The 15,754-nt window shown below is 36.4% G+C and carries 18 protein-coding genes and 1 pseudogene; 11 read left to right on the top strand and 8 right to left on the bottom strand.

What is annotated here, in order from left to right:
- Positions 1 to 68: 68 nt before the first annotated feature.
- Positions 69 to 455: a DUF423 domain-containing protein gene (locus DSM00_RS10280; protein WP_128757923.1), complete on the bottom strand. Its 387-nt coding sequence runs from the start codon at positions 453 to 455 to the stop codon at positions 69 to 71.
- A 73-nt stretch (positions 456 to 528) separates the two neighbouring features.
- Here DSM00_RS10280 and DSM00_RS10275 point away from each other — a divergent pair, with 73 nt between their 5' ends.
- Together DSM00_RS10275 and DSM00_RS10270 are read left to right on the top strand one after the other, a co-directional pair.
- The gene (locus DSM00_RS10275; protein ID WP_128757922.1) at positions 529 to 1,893 is read left to right on the top strand and encodes a saccharopine dehydrogenase family protein; all 1,365 of its coding nucleotides are present in this window, start codon (positions 529 to 531) and stop codon (positions 1,891 to 1,893) included.
- 105 nt (positions 1,894 to 1,998) lie between these two features.
- Positions 1,999 to 2,469, top strand: coding sequence for an Lrp/AsnC ligand binding domain-containing protein (locus DSM00_RS10270; protein WP_128757921.1), 471 nt, complete (start codon positions 1,999 to 2,001; stop codon positions 2,467 to 2,469).
- Positions 2,470 to 2,594: 125 nt separating this feature from the next.
- Here the strand turns inward: DSM00_RS10270 and DSM00_RS10265 are convergent, their stop codons facing one another.
- The gene (locus tag DSM00_RS10265) at positions 2,595 to 3,572 is read right to left on the bottom strand and encodes a LuxE/PaaK family acyltransferase (protein ID WP_128757920.1); all 978 of its coding nucleotides are present in this window, start codon (positions 3,570 to 3,572) and stop codon (positions 2,595 to 2,597) included.
- Between the two features lie 158 nt (positions 3,573 to 3,730).
- On the opposite strand from DSM00_RS10265, the gene DSM00_RS10260 reads away from it, so the two are divergent.
- Together DSM00_RS10260 and DSM00_RS10255 are read left to right on the top strand one after the other, a co-directional pair.
- Positions 3,731 to 4,414, top strand: a complete 684-nt coding sequence (locus DSM00_RS10260; RefSeq protein WP_128757919.1) for a response regulator transcription factor — start codon at positions 3,731 to 3,733, stop codon at positions 4,412 to 4,414.
- Positions 4,414 to 5,496: a sensor histidine kinase gene (locus DSM00_RS10255; RefSeq protein WP_128757918.1), complete on the top strand. Its 1,083-nt coding sequence runs from the start codon at positions 4,414 to 4,416 to the stop codon at positions 5,494 to 5,496. The genes DSM00_RS10260 and DSM00_RS10255 overlap by 1 nt, the downstream gene beginning before the upstream one ends.
- A gap of 90 nt (positions 5,497 to 5,586) precedes the next feature.
- Here DSM00_RS10255 and DSM00_RS15675 read toward each other — a convergent pair.
- Positions 5,587 to 5,853 (bottom strand): annotated as a pseudogene (locus DSM00_RS15675) (glycosyltransferase); the annotation flags it as partial.
- A 901-nt stretch (positions 5,854 to 6,754) separates the two neighbouring features.
- Here DSM00_RS15675 and trmB point away from each other — a divergent pair.
- The 7 genes from trmB to DSM00_RS10215 all read left to right on the top strand — a co-directional run bounded on the left by trmB (position 6,755) and on the right by DSM00_RS10215 (position 11,391).
- Entirely contained in the window at positions 6,755 to 7,429 is a 675-nt protein-coding gene (trmB, locus tag DSM00_RS10245; RefSeq protein WP_128758091.1) for a tRNA (guanosine(46)-N7)-methyltransferase TrmB, read from the top strand.
- A gap of 6 nt (positions 7,430 to 7,435) precedes the next feature.
- Positions 7,436 to 8,068 carry a LysE family translocator gene (locus DSM00_RS10240; protein ID WP_128757917.1) on the top strand — a complete coding sequence of 211 codons (633 nt, stop codon included), beginning with the start codon at positions 7,436 to 7,438 and terminating at the stop codon, positions 8,066 to 8,068.
- Positions 8,055 to 8,402, top strand: a complete 348-nt coding sequence (locus DSM00_RS10235) for an MGMT family protein (RefSeq protein WP_128757916.1) — start codon at positions 8,055 to 8,057, stop codon at positions 8,400 to 8,402. Before DSM00_RS10240 ends, DSM00_RS10235 begins: the two co-directional genes overlap by 14 nt.
- A 148-nt stretch (positions 8,403 to 8,550) precedes the next feature.
- Complete coding sequence (locus DSM00_RS10230) at positions 8,551 to 9,687, top strand: Mrp/NBP35 family ATP-binding protein (protein ID WP_128757915.1); 1,137 nt, start codon at positions 8,551 to 8,553, stop codon at positions 9,685 to 9,687.
- A 3-nt stretch (positions 9,688 to 9,690) separates the two neighbouring features.
- Positions 9,691 to 9,933 carry a NifU family protein gene (locus DSM00_RS10225; protein ID WP_128757914.1) on the top strand — a complete coding sequence of 81 codons (243 nt, stop codon included), beginning with the start codon at positions 9,691 to 9,693 and terminating at the stop codon, positions 9,931 to 9,933.
- A gap of 140 nt (positions 9,934 to 10,073) precedes the next feature.
- The gene (locus DSM00_RS10220) at positions 10,074 to 10,982 is read left to right on the top strand and encodes a hydroxypyruvate isomerase family protein (protein WP_128757913.1); all 909 of its coding nucleotides are present in this window, start codon (positions 10,074 to 10,076) and stop codon (positions 10,980 to 10,982) included.
- An 88-nt stretch (positions 10,983 to 11,070) separates the two neighbouring features.
- The gene (locus tag DSM00_RS10215) at positions 11,071 to 11,391 is read left to right on the top strand and encodes a 2Fe-2S iron-sulfur cluster-binding protein (RefSeq protein ID WP_128757912.1); all 321 of its coding nucleotides are present in this window, start codon (positions 11,071 to 11,073) and stop codon (positions 11,389 to 11,391) included.
- 32 nt (positions 11,392 to 11,423) lie between these two features.
- Here the strand turns inward: DSM00_RS10215 and DSM00_RS10210 are convergent, their stop codons facing one another.
- The 5 genes from DSM00_RS10210 to rimM all read right to left on the bottom strand — a co-directional run bounded on the left by DSM00_RS10210 (position 11,424) and on the right by rimM (position 15,751).
- On the bottom strand, positions 11,424 to 12,173 hold the full coding sequence (locus DSM00_RS10210) for an SGNH/GDSL hydrolase family protein (protein WP_241652396.1): 750 nt from the start codon (positions 12,171 to 12,173) through the stop codon (positions 11,424 to 11,426).
- 121 nt (positions 12,174 to 12,294) lie between these two features.
- Positions 12,295 to 13,071 carry a DUF3050 domain-containing protein gene (locus DSM00_RS10205; protein WP_128757911.1) on the bottom strand — a complete coding sequence of 259 codons (777 nt, stop codon included), beginning with the start codon at positions 13,069 to 13,071 and terminating at the stop codon, positions 12,295 to 12,297.
- 78 nt (positions 13,072 to 13,149) lie between these two features.
- The gene (locus tag DSM00_RS10200) at positions 13,150 to 14,328 is read right to left on the bottom strand and encodes an acyl-CoA dehydrogenase family protein (protein WP_128757910.1); all 1,179 of its coding nucleotides are present in this window, start codon (positions 14,326 to 14,328) and stop codon (positions 13,150 to 13,152) included.
- A 139-nt stretch (positions 14,329 to 14,467) separates the two neighbouring features.
- Entirely contained in the window at positions 14,468 to 15,190 is a 723-nt protein-coding gene (locus DSM00_RS10195) for a tRNA1(Val) (adenine(37)-N6)-methyltransferase (protein WP_241652395.1), read from the bottom strand.
- A 36-nt stretch (positions 15,191 to 15,226) separates the two neighbouring features.
- A complete protein-coding gene (gene rimM, locus DSM00_RS10190) occupies positions 15,227 to 15,751 on the bottom strand; it encodes a ribosome maturation factor RimM (RefSeq protein WP_128757909.1) in 525 nt (174 codons plus the stop codon).
- Positions 15,752 to 15,754: the final 3 nt, after the last annotated feature.

Raw genomic sequence — 15,754 nt, 5'->3', positions numbered from 1 at the left:
ATTGAATTTTTAGTAAATACGAGCCAAAATTAATGCTTTATTTTGGCTAATAATTTAATTTTAACTAATTATTTTGCAGATTTGATAAGAGAGTAGGTGATACTTATCCAGGCAGAAATTAGCAATGCACCGCCAATTGGGGTGATCCAGGCAAAGGCACTAATATCCATTCCAGTTAATGCTTTAGTAGAAAGTAAATAAATAGAACCACTAAAAAGTATAATGCCACTTATCACTAAATAAAAAATTGTGTTTAGCGATTTAGTATTCAGCGGTAAAATGCTGGAAACAATTAATAATAAAAAAGAGTGATACATTTGATAACGAACACCAGTTTCAAATGAATTTACAGCTTCTACAGTTAAACTGTCTTTAAGACCGTGCGCTCCAAAAGCTCCTAGAATTACTGCCGTAAGACCTAATATAGAACCTGTTATAAGGATTTTTCTTTTCATAAGAACTATTTTTATAAAGCTACTGTTTCAGTAAATTTTGCTGATTTCAGCAGTGCAAAAATAATACATAATTATGCGAAACATATTAATAATAGGTGCCGGAAAATCTACCGCGCAATTGGTTAAGTATCTTCTAGAAAAAGCTGAAAAAGAAGATTTATATTTAATAATCGCAGATCAAGTTTTGAGTAATGCCGAGCGTTTAGTGCGTAATACATCAAGAGCAAAAGCCGTGGAGCTCAACATCAACAAAATTGAAGACAGGAGAAAACAAATTGCCGAAGCAGATATTGTTATAAGTATGTTACCTGCATTTTTGCATAATATTGTCGCTGAGGATTGTCTAGAGCTCGCTAAAAATCTGGTTACGGCTTCTTATATAAGTGACGAAATGCTTAAAATGGATGCCGAGGTCAAGAAAAAGGGCTTGGTTTTTATGAATGAAGTAGGTCTTGATCCTGGTATAGATCATATGAGTGCGATGCGTATTATAGATCGCATTCGGGATGAAGGCGGAAAAATAATATTGTTTGAATCGTTTTGCGGAGGTTTATTGGCTCCTGAAAGTGATACCAATTTATGGAATTACAAATTCACCTGGAATCCACGTAATGTTGTATTAGCAGGACAAGGAGGTGCAGCCGAATTTATTCAGGAAGGTACTTATAAATATATTCCGTATCACCGTCTATTTAGACGCACCGAATTTCTGGATGTCGAAAATCATGGCAGATTTGAAGCCTATGCTAATCGTAATTCTTTAAAATATAGGAGTATCTATGGACTCGATGATGTACTTACCTTATATCGAGGGACAATGCGTCGTGTAGGATTTTCAAGAGCGTGGAATTTATTTGTGCAACTAGGCATGACCGATGACAGCTATAATTTGCAACACACAGAAACGATGAGTTATAGGGAGTTTACTAACCTCTTTTTGCCTTATTCTCCCAACGATTCTGTAGAGTTAAAACTGCGGCATATGCTACGAATTGATCAAGACGATCTGTTGTGGGATAAATTACTGGAACTTGATCTTTTTAATCCGGATAAAATTTTAAATCTCAGAGAGGCTACACCGGCGCAATGTCTTCAGCATATCTTAGAAAATAAATGGACGCTAGAAGAAACAGATAAAGATATGATTGTAATGTATCATAAGTTTGGATTTCTGTTAAACGGAGAGCAGAAACAGATAGATTCTACTATGGTAATCATTGGAGAAAATCAAACCTACACTGCAATGGCAAAAACTGTAGGATTGCCTGTAGCTATAGCAGCGCTCAAAATTTTAAATAAAGAAATCACTCAACCGGGTGTGCAATTACCTATAGCTCGGGAGGTGTATGAGCCTATTTTAAAAGAACTAGAAGATTATGGGATAGTCTTTAAGGAACATGATATGCCCTACTTAGGATACAACCCGCATCATCTATAAATTTGTGTGCCTGATTACAGGTTTTAGTTGTTTGATTAAAATAATACCTGCCAAAAGCTAAAAATGTATAAGCAAAACAGGTATTTTTAATTATAAATATGTGTTATGAAAATTGTAAACGAGCAGATAGCTATAGACGGAATAGATAAAATTATCCTTCGCCAATTAATGGACGACGCCCGAAAGCCTATTTTGGAAATCGCCAGACAAGTAGGTATTTCTGGTGCTGCCATACATCAACGTTTAAGAAAATTAGAAAAATCGGGTTTAATTTCTGGCAGTAAGTTTATTGTAGATCCTAAGATTTTAGGCTATAATACAATGGCATTTGTAGGTATTTATCTCGACCGCGCGATGAGTAACCCAAAAGCGGTAAAGCAGCTTGAAGAAATTCCGGAGGTATTAGAATGTCATTATACTACCGGAAACTGGTCGATATTTATAAAAATACTATGTAAAAATAATGAGCATTTAATGCATTTGCTCAACAAAAAAATACAGGCTATTGAAGGCGTTTCCCGTACGGAAACCTTTATTTCTCTTAATCAACAGATAGAACGGCAGATTCAGATTTAAACATAAAAAACCCGGCACTTTAATACTAAAGTATCCGGGTTTTTCAACTTAACTAACCAATCAATTATGAACGGTTATATAGTCGCTTGTTACTTAGTTAGCTTACAAAGCATATTAATATTTTTTTAAAAAACCATTAGATTGCAACCCCGTATATCTGAAGTATCAAAACGTCCTAAAATTTCAAAGCGATTTCCATCTAACTTTTTACCCAAATCCTGAGTGGCTATAAAGGGACACGAATTATGATTTGCCAGATCAATGACATTTATTCCACCCGTAACACCTTCAGGAACAAGTTGCAGAGCATCTTCAGTATCTCTCATATAAACACGCAGCCAGGGAGGAGTTGTAAAAATGCCGTCGCCTTTTGAATATCCCTGAGAGAGTAACTCGGTCATCCCGTATTCACTATGAATTTTGTCAACACCAAATCCGTTTTTTAATAGCTGGTGAAGCTCATCGCGTATGAGCTCTTTACGTCTGCCTTTCATACCGCCGGTTTCCATAACGATAGTATTATTTAAATTAAACTGAAAAGCTTCAGTAAGATCTAAAAGAGCGAAAGAAACTCCTATAAGCAGAATCTTTTCACCTTCCGCATCAAGCCTTTTTAATTTTTCACTCAAACCAGGATAATCGTTGAGATAAAAACCACTTTCCTCTTTTTTACTGTCTTTAATTAATTGATCGACCATAACAATTAGAGAAGATCCGTCGCGCTCGAGATAAGAAGGTAAGAGTGCCAGTACGGTGTATTCTTCAATATTACCGTAATGTAGTTTAAAGCCTTCGCGAAAACTTTTTACATACAAATCTAGATCAGTTACAAGATGCTTACTAGTTACACTGCCTGTTGTTCCACTACTGGTAAATATAGTTTGCACGGGGTTTTGAGAGGCTAGTACATCAAATTGTTTAAAAAACTGAATAGGCAGAAACGGGATTTTCTCAACAGTATTTATGCCCGAAGGATCAATGCCCAGGTGATTACAAAACCTTTTGTAAATTGCATTAAACTCCCATTGATGCTTGAACGACTGAAGAGCTAAATCTTCAAACTCAGCACTGGTTTTAATATTAAAAATGGCGTTAGACTGCATACATATATTTAGAATCGTAAAGGTATTTAAAATGCAAGTGATTGCTCTAATTATTAGTTATAAGCTGCTCAACTTTATCTAAATGTTACCAATGTAAATAGCAATGCTATGCCACGATTTAAACCTTATCTTTACGATTACATTAAATCTTTACACGAATGAAAAAAAAGGAAATTAAAATTCTGCTTGTTGATGATGAGCCAGATATCCTAGAAATTGTAGGTTATAATCTTAGTAACGAAGGATACCAAGTCGTTACTGCTGAGAATGGTAAAGAAGGTGTGAAAATGGCAAAAAAGCACAATCCACATTTGATTATTCTTGATGTGATGATGCCAGAGATGGATGGGATTGAAGCTTGTGAGCAAATACGTAAACTCCCGGAACACGCAGAAACAATAATTACCTTTTTAACTGCACGTGGAGAAGATTATTCTCAAGTTGCCGGCTATGATGCAGGTGCAGATGATTACATTACAAAACCAATAAAGCCAAAGGTTTTGGTGAGTAAAGTAAAAGCATTATTACGCAGACTTAAAGAGGAGGAAGAAGGGGATTCGCTGGTTAAAGTAGGCGACTTAGTAATTAATCGGGAAGAATATAAAATCATAAAAGATAAAAAAGAACTTGTGCTTCCTCGTAAGGAATTTGAGCTGTTGTCACTTCTTGCGTCAAAACCGGGAAAAGTTTTTAAACGCGAAGATATTTTAGATAAAGTCTGGGGCAATGAGGTTGTAGTAGGTGGTAGGACTATAGATGTTCATATTAGAAAGCTACGCGAAAAGATAGGAGATAAGCGATTTAAGACAATTAAAGGGGTAGGGTATAAATTTGTTGTTTAATGTCTGCTAGTTTTAAAAAATCATATCGTTTTGCAGGCTTTTCTGCAATGTATATCACATTATTTCTAACGCTCTTTGTGAGCGTTTTTTTCTTTACAGAAGATCGTTTTAATTTTTTATGGATATTGAGCTTTGCAGTTATCTGCTTTTGCTTCTCATTTACTGTTTTACAAATACGAGTAGAAAAGTTTATTTACAAGCGCGTAAAAAAAATCTACGATGATGTTTCTCTTCTTGATGTCACTACTTTAAAACGAGGTCAGGTTACTACAGATATGGGAACGCTAACCAAAGAGGTAGAACGGTTTGCGGCTAGTAAAAAACTTGAAATAGAATCTCTCAAAATTAGAGAAGAATACAGAAAGGAGTTTATGGGTAATGTGGCGCACGAACTCAAAACGCCATTGTTTACAACGCAAGGTTATATTCATACGCTTCTTGATGGGGCGATGAAAGATAAAAGCGTTAGAAAAAAATACTTAAAACGTGCAGCTGCTGCAGTAGAACGTTTGGTTTATCTGGTAAGTGATCTGGATATGATCTCAAAGCTAGAAGTGGGGGATCTCAATTTAAGATATGAGTATTTTGATATGGTAGAGCTGGTTAAGGGAACTTTTGATCTCTTAGAAATGAAAGCTGCTAAGAAAAATATTACGCTTGCTTACGATATGCCATATAATGGACCCATTATGGTTAATGCAGATCGAGAACGTATACAGCAATTATTAACGAACCTGATTGTAAATTCGATTAAATACGGCAAACAGGACGGTACCACAGAAGTTTCGATTGAAAATCTAATTCAGAATAAAGTTATTGTACGCGTTACAGATAATGGAGAGGGGATCTCCACAGAGCATATACCTCGCTTATTTGAGCGTTTTTATCGGGTAGATAAAAGTGGGTCGAGAAGAGAAGGAGGTTCTGGTTTAGGACTTTCCATCGTCAAGCACATCATTGAAGCCCATGATGAAAAGATTTATATAGAAAGCGATTTTGGAGTGGGTTCTGAGTTTTCGTTTACCCTCGAAAAAGCCGAAGAGCTCCCTAAAACCGTTGTTTTTGAAGGCCCCCTCACTTAGTAATTTTTCAAAGCCACTATACACTTTTACCTTACTAAGGTCTTTAATTTTAAATTTTTCTTGTTCAGCAAATGGTACAATCCCTGCCTTCTGAAAGCGTTTTGCCAAATATTCTTGTTCAGTTTGTCCGGGAGTAGGAATAAAAAATGCTTTTTTACTCAGCTTCACCAAATCCATAACTGTAGTGTATCCCGAGCGACTTATAATTAAATCACTAGAACATAGAGCGCGCTGTAAATCTGCAGTTTCCATATAATTTACAACCTTTATATGGTCTTTAATTGTACTGGTCTGTTCTGCTTCAATTACACCTCTTACAAATAAAACCTGTCCCTTATAATGCTTTAACTCGTGCATTAAAATTTCTTCAAGCTCTGTGCGTTGAGGTTCTGGGCCACTTAGCAGCACCATAACATCGTAAACTGATTTTGTCTCTTCAGCTTCCAATCGAGAAAGGGCACCTATATATTTAACCGGAATATCAAAACTTTTAGGATGCCCAAGTTTTCCACTCAAATTGCTTTTTCCTTCAAAATCAGGTACCCAGCATTCATCAAATCGTTTGATGTAATTGCGATGCATTGCTGAAGTTAATTTTGTGGTTTTTCCGCTTAAAACTTGTAATTGATGTGTGACAAATACGGTGGGGATATCTGCATGGTACAAGCCTAATCTATTATCAGATAGAACGCCATCGATAGTTTTTGCCTTTACAAGCTCTTTGAGTTGTTCGCGTTCTTTGCGTATAGCTTTTAGAACTTTGGGGCTGCGCAACAGCATTTTCCATTTAAAACGTTTGCCGTTTTTAGCGTATTCTATTTTATAGGAAGGTAATTCTAGAGCTTGAAGCTGTGGAAATTCTTTTTTTAATAGATCTAATGCTTGACCATCACTTCCAAGTATAACCTCAAAGCCTTCACTTAGAAGCTCGCGTATGAGTGGCACGCATCTAGTGGCGTGACCGAGTCCCCAATTTAATGGAGCTACGAGTATGGTTTTTTGCTTTTGCACTTTACAAAGTTGATATATCTCTTAAACGTAAATGTTTCCAATAGATTATTAAACTATTAAAACTGTAAAATTTTTCACATAGAAAGTATTTTCACATAGATTTTAATATTCTGATAAACAATTAATTAGATTAAAAAGTTTGAGTTAATACTATGTTATCTGGTATTTCGATCTCAATAATGGAGTCACTTTCAAAGCAGTACTCGTATCTTTGGCGCGTAAATTTTTAATTAAATACATACCTGCATTGGGAAGTAAAAATAAATTGAGACGCTTTCGCGAAAATGAAACCTTTAGTAATGTCGTACAGCCTGAGCGAAAAGACCTTACTGATCAGGAGTTTCCTTTAAAAGGCAACTGGAATCGTGATTTTTTCAAAAATGACAAGCCTATTGTATTAGAGCTTGGCTGCGGAAAAGGAGAATACACTGTAGGTCTCGCAAAGCGTTTTCCCGATAAAAACTTTCTAGGGATTGATATTAAAGGTGCGCGCTTCTGGCGAGGAGCAAAAACGGCATTGGAAGAAAACATTGATAATGCCGGATTTATGCGTACGCAGATCGAACTTGTCGATAAAGCATTTGCAGAGAATGAAGTTTCAGAAATCTGGATTACGTTTCCAGACCCTCAAATAAAATATAAGCGTACAAAACACCGTATGACTAATCCGCATTTTTTAGAACGTTACAAAACGGTACTAAAACCCAATGGGATAATGCATCTTAAAACAGACAGTGAATATATGCACGGGTATACTTTAGGTTTGCTAGAAGGCCTGGGTCACGAGATTTTGTATGCACACCACAATATTTATATTAACCACGATGCTCCAAAAGAAGTAGTAGGGATACAAACTTTTTATGAAAAACAGTATCTTGAAATAGGAAAACCTATTACCTATATCAAATTTAGGATCAACTAGAAGCATTTGGAAATAACAAAACTTTTCTTCATTACTTATTTTGCTGCTTTTCTTGGAGTATTACCTCCGGGATTGGTAAATATGTCTGTTGCAAAAACCTGTGTACACAGAGGGAGGCGTAATGGTATGCTGGTTGCTTTAGGTGCGTCAATAATAGTATTACTACAGGCTTTTGTGGCAATTCTACTTGCGCGCTATATATTTAGTCATCCTATTGTGCGCAATACTTTACTACGTACCGGTATTGTAATATTTGGTATTCTTGCGGTATATTTTTTTATAGCCGCAAAAAAGAATAAAGTGAAAGAAGTAGAAATCCCAAAGCACTCGGGTAGAAAAAGTTTTGCTAAAGGCATGCTAGTTGCTTTAATCAACGTGTTGCCTATACCGTATTTCTGCGCGCTGAGTGCAGCATTTAATGTTTCTGGATCTAATACGAACGGTTGGGTGGAGGTTTCTCTCTTTATTTTAGCTGCAGCCTCTGGAACTTTTACCGCTTTGTACATCTATGTAGTGGGTTTTGATCGCATTCAGAATGAACCGCGTAATTTTGCTAAATATTCAAATTATTTTATGGCTGCCTTAATGGTTGTTCTGGTCGCTATTACGCTAATCCGAATGCTTTATGGCAAAACCTGAAACGCTTAATTTTTATGAGCGCGTTTATGAGGTTACTAGAATGATACCGTATGGGAAAGTAACTTCTTACGGGGCAATAGCAAAATGTCTGGGAGCTGCAGGCAGTGCACGTATGGTGGGTTATGCTATGAATGGTGCTTCCAATCTTGAAGATGTGCCTGCGCACCGTGTACTTAATAGAAACGGACTCCTTACCGGAAAGCACCATTTTAAAGGGACGCATCTCATGCAACAGCTCCTAGAAAGTGAGGGTCACACGGTTAAAGAGGATAAGCTACAGAACTTCGAAGATAAATTTTGGGATCCCGTAGAAATGGTAGGATTTAAAACCTAAAATAAGCCATTATTTTTTTGTTTCAGTATCGGTTTAAACTAATCTTCAGACATAGAAACCGTCAATACATGGATAGGCAATAACTCTTTCGATTTCTGAAGTTTTCAGCCTATATTTGTAGTTTTAGAATCAATCTAAGTAAGATATCGTGAAGTTAGAGAAACAAGCAATATACAATGCACTAAAAACCATAAGTGCGCCTGGTGAAGGAGAAGATATGGTAACGAGTGGTGCGGTGACTAATGTAGTGACCTTTGGTGACGAGGTTATCGTAGATATCACTATAAATAACCCAAGCCTGCAAGCAAAAAAGAAAACTGAAGTAGAAATCATGAAAGTGATTCACGCTGAGGTGCATCAAAAAGCTCAGGTTAAAGTTAATGTACGTGTAGATGCTCCAGAAAAGCAAACTAAGAACGAGATAAAAGGAAAGCCAATACCGGGCATTCAAAATATTATAGCAGTTGCATCTGGTAAAGGTGGTGTTGGAAAATCTACAATTACCGCAAACCTTGCTGTGAGTCTGTCAAAAATGGGCTTTAAAGTGGGAATTTTAGATGCAGATATTTACGGCCCTTCTGTGCCTATAATGTTTGATGTTCAGGATTCTAAGCCACTGTCTGTAAAAGTAGACGGAAAGCAAAAAATGAAACCTGTAGAAAGTTACGGGGTTAATATACTTTCAATTGGATTCTTTACAAAACCAGATCAGGCAGTTGTTTGGCGTGGGCCAATGGCTTCAAAAGCATTAAATCAAATGATTTTTGATGCTGCCTGGGGAGAATTAGATTTTCTGTTAGTAGATCTTCCTCCGGGAACAGGTGATATTCATTTAAGTATTGTGCAAGCTATGCCACTTACCGGAGCAGTAGTTGTGAGTACGCCTCAAAATGTAGCTCTTGCAGATGCTAAGAAAGGGGTTGCAATGTTTCAACAAGAAAGTATAAATGTACCCGTTCTAGGTATTGTAGAAAATATGGCTTGGTTTACTCCAGAAGAGTTGCCAGAGAATAAATATTATATATTTGGAAAAGAGGGCGCAAAAAATCTTGCAGACGATTTAGGTGTGCGTTTACTAGCGCAAATCCCGCTGGTTCAAAGTATTCGTGAAGCTGGTGATGTAGGACATCCTGCTGCATTGCAAGATGATACTATGCTCTCTGAAGCTTTTCAGGAAATGACGCGTAATACAGTTGAAGAATTAGTAAAACGTAATGATGATTTACCGCCTACAGAAGCTGTGAAGATTACTACTATGGCAGGTTGCTCAGCCGTTAAAAAATAAACTATGACAGATTTAGAATTAAAGGGGAAAGTTGAAGATGCATTAGAAGAAATCAGACCTTTTTTGCAAAGTGATGGTGGCGATATTGCGTTACTAGGTATCGAAGATGGTACCACAGTTAAAGTTCAGCTGGAGGGTGCTTGTGTAGGATGCAGCGTGAACCAGATGACTCTTAAAAGTGGCGTTGAAATGACTATAAAAAAACACGCCCCACAAATACAAAATGTGATTAATGTAGTTGCATAAGTATTACATTATAAAAAAAATGACAAGCAGCTTTGATCTTATCAAAGCTGCTTTTTTTATTTCAAAAAAATAATAAGCGTAATATTTACAATTATTTAAAGTAATTGATTAGTTTTATTTTAAATCACAAATATCTTCTTATGAGTCACGCTAATAGTCGCAGAAAGGCTTTAAAAAATATTGCGCTTACAACTTCTGGATTAAGTTTAGGTTTAGCAACATTAAGTTGTAAAGATGAATCTAACAAAGATAATCTGGACGATAGCGATCAAAGAGAGATTGCCTTAAAAGGAAACATTAATCATTCAGCGTGTTACTGGTGCTATAGTGGAATGCCGCTTGATGATTTTGCACAAAGTGCAGCAGAGCTAGGATTAAAAGGAATTGATTTATTGAAGCCTGAAGAATGGGAGACAGCTGAGAAATACGGTCTCAAATGCGCAGTGGCGACAGATAGCTTTGCAAATATTGAAAATGGTTTTAATGATAGAGCTAATCACGCAAGTCTGCAGGAACAATATTCATTATTAATCGATAAAGCTGCTGCTCAGGGAATTAAAAATGTTATTGTTTTTTCAGGAAATAGGAGGTTGTTGTCAAGAGAGGATGGGCTTCAAAATTGTGCAGATGGTCTTACGCCACTTGTCAAAAAAGCTCAAGAGAAGAATGTTGTCTTGATAATGGAATTGCTTAATAGCAAAATAGATCATAAAGATTATCAATGTGATCACACACGGTGGGGTGTTGATCTCTGTAAATTACTAGATTCTGAAAATTTTAAATTGCTTTACGATATCTATCATATGCAAATTATGGAAGGCGATGTAATACGTACTATTAATGAACATCACAAATATATTGCTCATTACCATACCGGTGGTGTCCCGGGACGTCATGAAATTAATGATGCCCAAGAGCTTAATTATCCTGCAATAATCAAAGCCATTTTAGATACTGGATTTACGGGATATGTTGCACAGGAATTCATTCCTACATATCCTGATAAAGTTGCTGCTCTTCGGGAAGGCGTAAAAATTTGTGACGTATAGCTGTTTTAAAATCCTATTATTTGAATAGGTTTTAAGACGGTGCAACAGCGTTTTTTATTAATTTAGCACGCTCTTAAGAAAAGCAGATATGCAGGACATAACAATTACAGTAATTGACCGGGAAGGTGTGGCTCACGCCCTTGAAGCACCTACAGATATGAATCTTAATCTAATGGAAGTTTTTAAGATGTATGAACTTCCGGTTGAAGGTACTTGTGGCGGTATGGCAATGTGTGCCTCGTGCCAGTGTTATGTGGTATCTGATCACAAATTAAATGAAATGGGGTATGATGAGGAAGCTATGCTGTCTGAAGCATTTTATGTTGAGAATAACAGTCGGTTAGGGTGTCAAATACCTATCACACCAGATTTAAATGGGTTAGAAGTTAAATTAGCTCCCGAAAGTTAATTTTACAGAACTTATAATACTGCCTCAATAACTTAGTTACTGAGGCTTTTTTTATTTAAAATACCTATAGCTAGTGGAAAGAGGCGATCTACAAATAGGGAGTAAGCTTCCTTTGATGGGTGTAAACCATCGGCAGCAACTAGCTTAGGCTGGGAGATTCCTTTTCTTGTGATATCTGTAATATTCAAATAGGTAACTCCATTATTGATAGTAACTTCTTTTGCAAACGCGTTGTATTTATCTATTTCTGAAGAAATTTCTTCCTGATTGCCATTGTTTTGACCAAATGCTGTGTAAGCATAATCAGGTATTGAAATTACGATAACACGCTTTTCGTTTCCGCCGGCTAATTGAATTGCAGTTTCTAAAAGAACGTTGAAGTCTTTTTTATATTCAGAAAACACAATTCTTTGATATTGGTTATTAACACCAATTAGAATTGTTACGAGGTCGTAATCAGATTTGAGATTTTTAGCTGCTAACGCATTAATTAAATTGTCTGTACGCCAACCCGTTTCTGCAATTACAGTTGTATTTAAAATACTATTTTGGGAGCTTTCGATTCTAGTTTTTAGCTGATTGGGAAACCTGCAAGATTCGCATACCCGCTCTCCTATAGTATAACTGTCACCTAATGCAAGATAATTGTACCTCTTTGCTGTATCAGTGGTTTTACTTTCAGCTATAGTTGCCTTAGAGTTGTTGCAGCTAATTATAAAAAGGCAAAATATATTTATTAATGTTATGCGTAGCAGTGTGTAATTCATAAAATAGCTACGCATATTTCACACAATCGGTTTAATAAACAATGCGGTTTCTAAGTTTCTTTTAGTTGTGCAAATATCATTTCAAGTGGTAGCTTGCCATCTTATCAAAGATATCAAGCCGCTCTAGTGCTTCTCTTTAAACCGAAATATTTGATGTTATTTCTTGTTCAATGCCATTCCATAGAGTTGCTCTTTTTTTAAGAGCAGTAATCGCAGTTTCTTTTACTTCTTCCCATTTTACCGCATCGTTACCACATAATTCAGAAACCATTTGTAAAGCCATCGGTCCATGTTCATCACCATCTAATTCAATATGACGATCAAAGTAATATTTAAATAACGTGAGATCCTCCATCGGGAAATTCTGTTGAATGTTTCCTATAATTTGAGTAAACATACTCGGAATAAGATCTTCTCTGCCAAATGTGAATGCAGCTGCAATCTTATGTGCTTTTCCTTCAGAAATAATTTCAAAAGTGAAACGTAAAAACTCCTTAACTGACTCTGGGATTTCACTTACTGCAATCACTAAAAATATATCTGTACCATGTGTGATATGGCTTAAAAAAGAATTTATTTCCTGAGTACCTGCGTTTGAATTTGCCATAGCATCCAGATACATTTCAAAATGGCTTTGGCGCTTGCCCTCTAGATTAATATCTGTTTCTTCGGCAAGTACAATTTCATTAATTAAGTACCTGATTTCAGGATTTCCCAAAGGATACCAAGGCGTAGAAACTTTTGTAAGATCGTACTGTAATGCTTTTAATAATGACATAAAATCCCACACAGCAAAAACATGATGCTGCATAAAGATTTGTAGGTCTGCAGGAGTGCGTAATTTTTTATATAACTGATGACTCAATAACTGATCTTGATATGGGGCAATAGCCTTCTTAACTTCGTCAATCATAGTATTTGTTTTTCGGCAAAACTAATAAACAAATAAGAGTATAATCTATTTTAAAGCTTGATATTATTTATACTACTATTATTTAAATGCATTTAGACCGGTAACATCCATTCCTGTTATCAAAAGGTGAATATCGTGAGTTCCTTCATAAGTAACTACACTCTCTAAATTCATCATATGGCGCATAATACTATATTCACCGGAAATACCCATTCCTCCTAAAATTTGTCGTGCATCACGGGCTATTTTGAGAGCCATATCGACGTTGTTTCGCTTTGCCATAGATATTTGTGCAGAAGTAGCTCTTCCTTCATTTCGTAAAGTTCCCAGACGCCAGGCGAGTAATTGCGCTTTAGTAATTTCTGTAATCATTTCTGCAAGTTTTTTTTGCTGAAGCTGAAATGATCCTATAGGTTTCCCAAACTGATGGCGCTCTTTAGAATACCTCAATGCTGTGTCATAACAATCCATCGCCGCGCCAATAACTCCCCAGGCAATCCCAAATCGTGCAGAATCAAGGCACATGAGAGGTGCGCCCAATCCCGATTTATTGGGCAGTATATTTTCTTTAGGCACTTTAACATTATCAAAAATAAGTTCGCCGGTTGCACTTGCACGCAGAGACCATTTATTATGAGTTTCAGGAGTAGAAAAACCTTCCATTCCCCGCTCTACAATTAAACCGTGTATACGGCCTTCTTCACTTTTAGCCCAGACTATTGCAATGTCTGCAAAAGGCGAATTTGAAATCCACATTTTAGCACCATTCAGTAGATAATGATCTCCTTTGTCTTTAAAATGGGTAACCATTCCGCCAGGGTTAGAGCCGTGATCAGGTTCTGTAAGGCCAAAACATCCCATGAATTCGCCACTAGCCAATTTAGGAAGGTATTTGTTTCGCTGCTCCTCATTTCCAAATTTAAAAATAGGATACATTACGAGTGATGATTGTACTGATGCGGTAGAACGTACGCCACTGTCACCACGTTCTATTTCCTGCATGATTAAACCATATGAAATTTGATCTAAACCTGCTCCGCCATACGCTTCAGGAATATAGGGTCCAAAGGCACCTATACCTGCAAGACCTTCAATTATTTGCTTCGGAAATTTTGCTTCTTGAGCCGCCTCTTCAATTATGGGCGATATGTCGCGTTTTACCCAATCTCTTGCTGCAGAACGAACTAATTTTTGCTCTTCTGTTAAAAGGTCATCGATGTTATAATAATCTGGAGACTCAAAAAGATCTGGTTTCATAATTGTAATATTTTCATTCTAAATCAATTAAGTTAAGAATGGTTGAATTTATGACAGTTACTTGCAGCTATTTTATCAAATTTGATAATTAGCGTATAACTATATTACAATTTTTAAACTAAAAATTCTTTGATTTGTTCTACATTTTGAGGTAAAAATCTTTTACAAGATCCTGATATTCTTTTGTATAAATATGTCGTTCAATTTCTATTGTAAGGGTAGTATGAAGACATTCTGTAGTCGTTTTGGTTAATGTAATTAAAGAACGCTTTGCAGATACATTAGCGTTACCTTTTACAGATGTAATCTGAGTAGGGTGTAATCCAGCTTGGTTTGCATATTCTAAGAATTCGGTTTCGCGCAGTTTAGGGATTATGACGCAAAACAATCCCTCAGGATTTAATAGGTGGCTTGCTGAAGCAGCTAAAAGTTCAAAAGGCATAGATTCTTCAAAGCGAGCCTTTTCTCGAGCTGTATTTTTTTCATCATCAGGATTTGAACCGCCTTCAAAAAATGGCGGATTGCAAACAATGAGATCATATTTGTCTTCAATTTCTGTTGCAAACTCGTATAAGTGAGCGTGATAACAAAATAAACGATCTCCCCACGGTGAATTTTCAAAATTAGCAACAGCCTGCTCGTAAGCGTTATCATCGAGTTCTAAAGCATCTATAATTTCAGCATCACAGCGTTGTGCCAGCATAAGGGCAATAACTCCTGTGCCTGTACCTATATCCAGTATAGAATTAGGGAAATTAGCAATAGGTGCCCAAGCGCCCAGTAATACACCGTCAGTACCTATTTTCATCGCACACTGATCTTGAGCAATAGTAAATTCTTTAAATTTAAATGGCTTAGACACAGATTATGAATTGAGTATTTTTAGATATAGAAGAAGCTAGATATAAATAGCTATTAACCCCTCTGGTGTATCTAGTGTTATGGTTTTTGTAGATCGATCTACTTTTTTGATAAAGTCATCGTTTATAGGTATAAGAACCTCTTTACCGTTGTGATCTATCTCAAAAAGTGCTTGTGCGGTATTATCGTTTACTCCGGTAATCGTACCTACTTCTCCAAAGTGGATATCGTTTACTGTAAAGCCTATAATCTCGTGGTAATAAAATTGATTGCCTTTGAGTTGAGGTAATGTAGAAAGTGGTAAGAAGAGCTCTGCATTGATGAGATCTTCTGCATCTTCCTCATTATTGACGTCTTCAAAATCGATACGAAGTAATGTAGATTTATGGAGCTGGCAAGAATGAATAAAAAATGGAACCAGATTGCCGTTAAAATCGACAAAGACTGATTCCAAATTTTCATACATTTCAGGCTCATCAGTATCTAGCTTAGCTAGTAACTCGCCTTTAAAGCTAAATTTTCGCACGATTTTGCCTAGATAGAAACATTCTTCTTTGCGCATCGT

The sequence above is a fragment of the Leeuwenhoekiella aequorea genome (assembly GCF_004104375.1).
Lineage (GTDB): Bacteria > Bacteroidota > Bacteroidia > Flavobacteriales > Flavobacteriaceae > Leeuwenhoekiella > Leeuwenhoekiella aequorea.
The sequence above is the reverse complement of the archived record's forward strand: the minus strand, read 5'-3'. Positions and strand labels throughout refer to the sequence as shown.

Excerpts from the sequence above, each read along its gene's own strand:
- DSM00_RS10225 (WP_128757914.1), top strand. The coding sequence starts at position 9,691 with ATGACAGATTTAGAATTAAAGGGGAAAGTTGAAGATGCATTAGAAGAA.
- DSM00_RS10220 (WP_128757913.1), top strand. The coding sequence starts at position 10,074 with ATGAGTCACGCTAATAGTCGCAGAAAGGCTTTAAAAAATATTGCGCTT.
- DSM00_RS10205 (WP_128757911.1), bottom strand. The coding sequence starts at position 13,071 with ATGATTGACGAAGTTAAGAAGGCTATTGCCCCATATCAAGATCAGTTA.
- DSM00_RS10265 (WP_128757920.1), bottom strand. The coding sequence starts at position 3,572 with ATGCAGTCTAACGCCATTTTTAATATTAAAACCAGTGCTGAGTTTGAA.
- DSM00_RS10215 (WP_128757912.1), top strand. The coding sequence starts at position 11,071 with ATGCAGGACATAACAATTACAGTAATTGACCGGGAAGGTGTGGCTCAC.
- DSM00_RS10275 (WP_128757922.1), top strand. The coding sequence starts at position 529 with ATGCGAAACATATTAATAATAGGTGCCGGAAAATCTACCGCGCAATTG.
- DSM00_RS10280 (WP_128757923.1), bottom strand. The coding sequence starts at position 455 with ATGAAAAGAAAAATCCTTATAACAGGTTCTATATTAGGTCTTACGGCA.
- DSM00_RS10260 (WP_128757919.1), top strand. The coding sequence starts at position 3,731 with ATGAAAAAAAAGGAAATTAAAATTCTGCTTGTTGATGATGAGCCAGAT.
- DSM00_RS10255 (WP_128757918.1), top strand. The coding sequence starts at position 4,414 with ATGTCTGCTAGTTTTAAAAAATCATATCGTTTTGCAGGCTTTTCTGCA.
- DSM00_RS10270 (WP_128757921.1), top strand. The coding sequence starts at position 1,999 with ATGAAAATTGTAAACGAGCAGATAGCTATAGACGGAATAGATAAAATT.
- DSM00_RS10235 (WP_128757916.1), top strand. The coding sequence starts at position 8,055 with ATGGCAAAACCTGAAACGCTTAATTTTTATGAGCGCGTTTATGAGGTT.
- DSM00_RS10210 (WP_241652396.1), bottom strand. The coding sequence starts at position 12,173 with ATGCGTAGCTATTTTATGAATTACACACTGCTACGCATAACATTAATA.
- DSM00_RS10200 (WP_128757910.1), bottom strand. The coding sequence starts at position 14,328 with ATGAAACCAGATCTTTTTGAGTCTCCAGATTATTATAACATCGATGAC.
- rimM (WP_128757909.1), bottom strand. The coding sequence starts at position 15,751 with ATGCGCAAAGAAGAATGTTTCTATCTAGGCAAAATCGTGCGAAAATTT.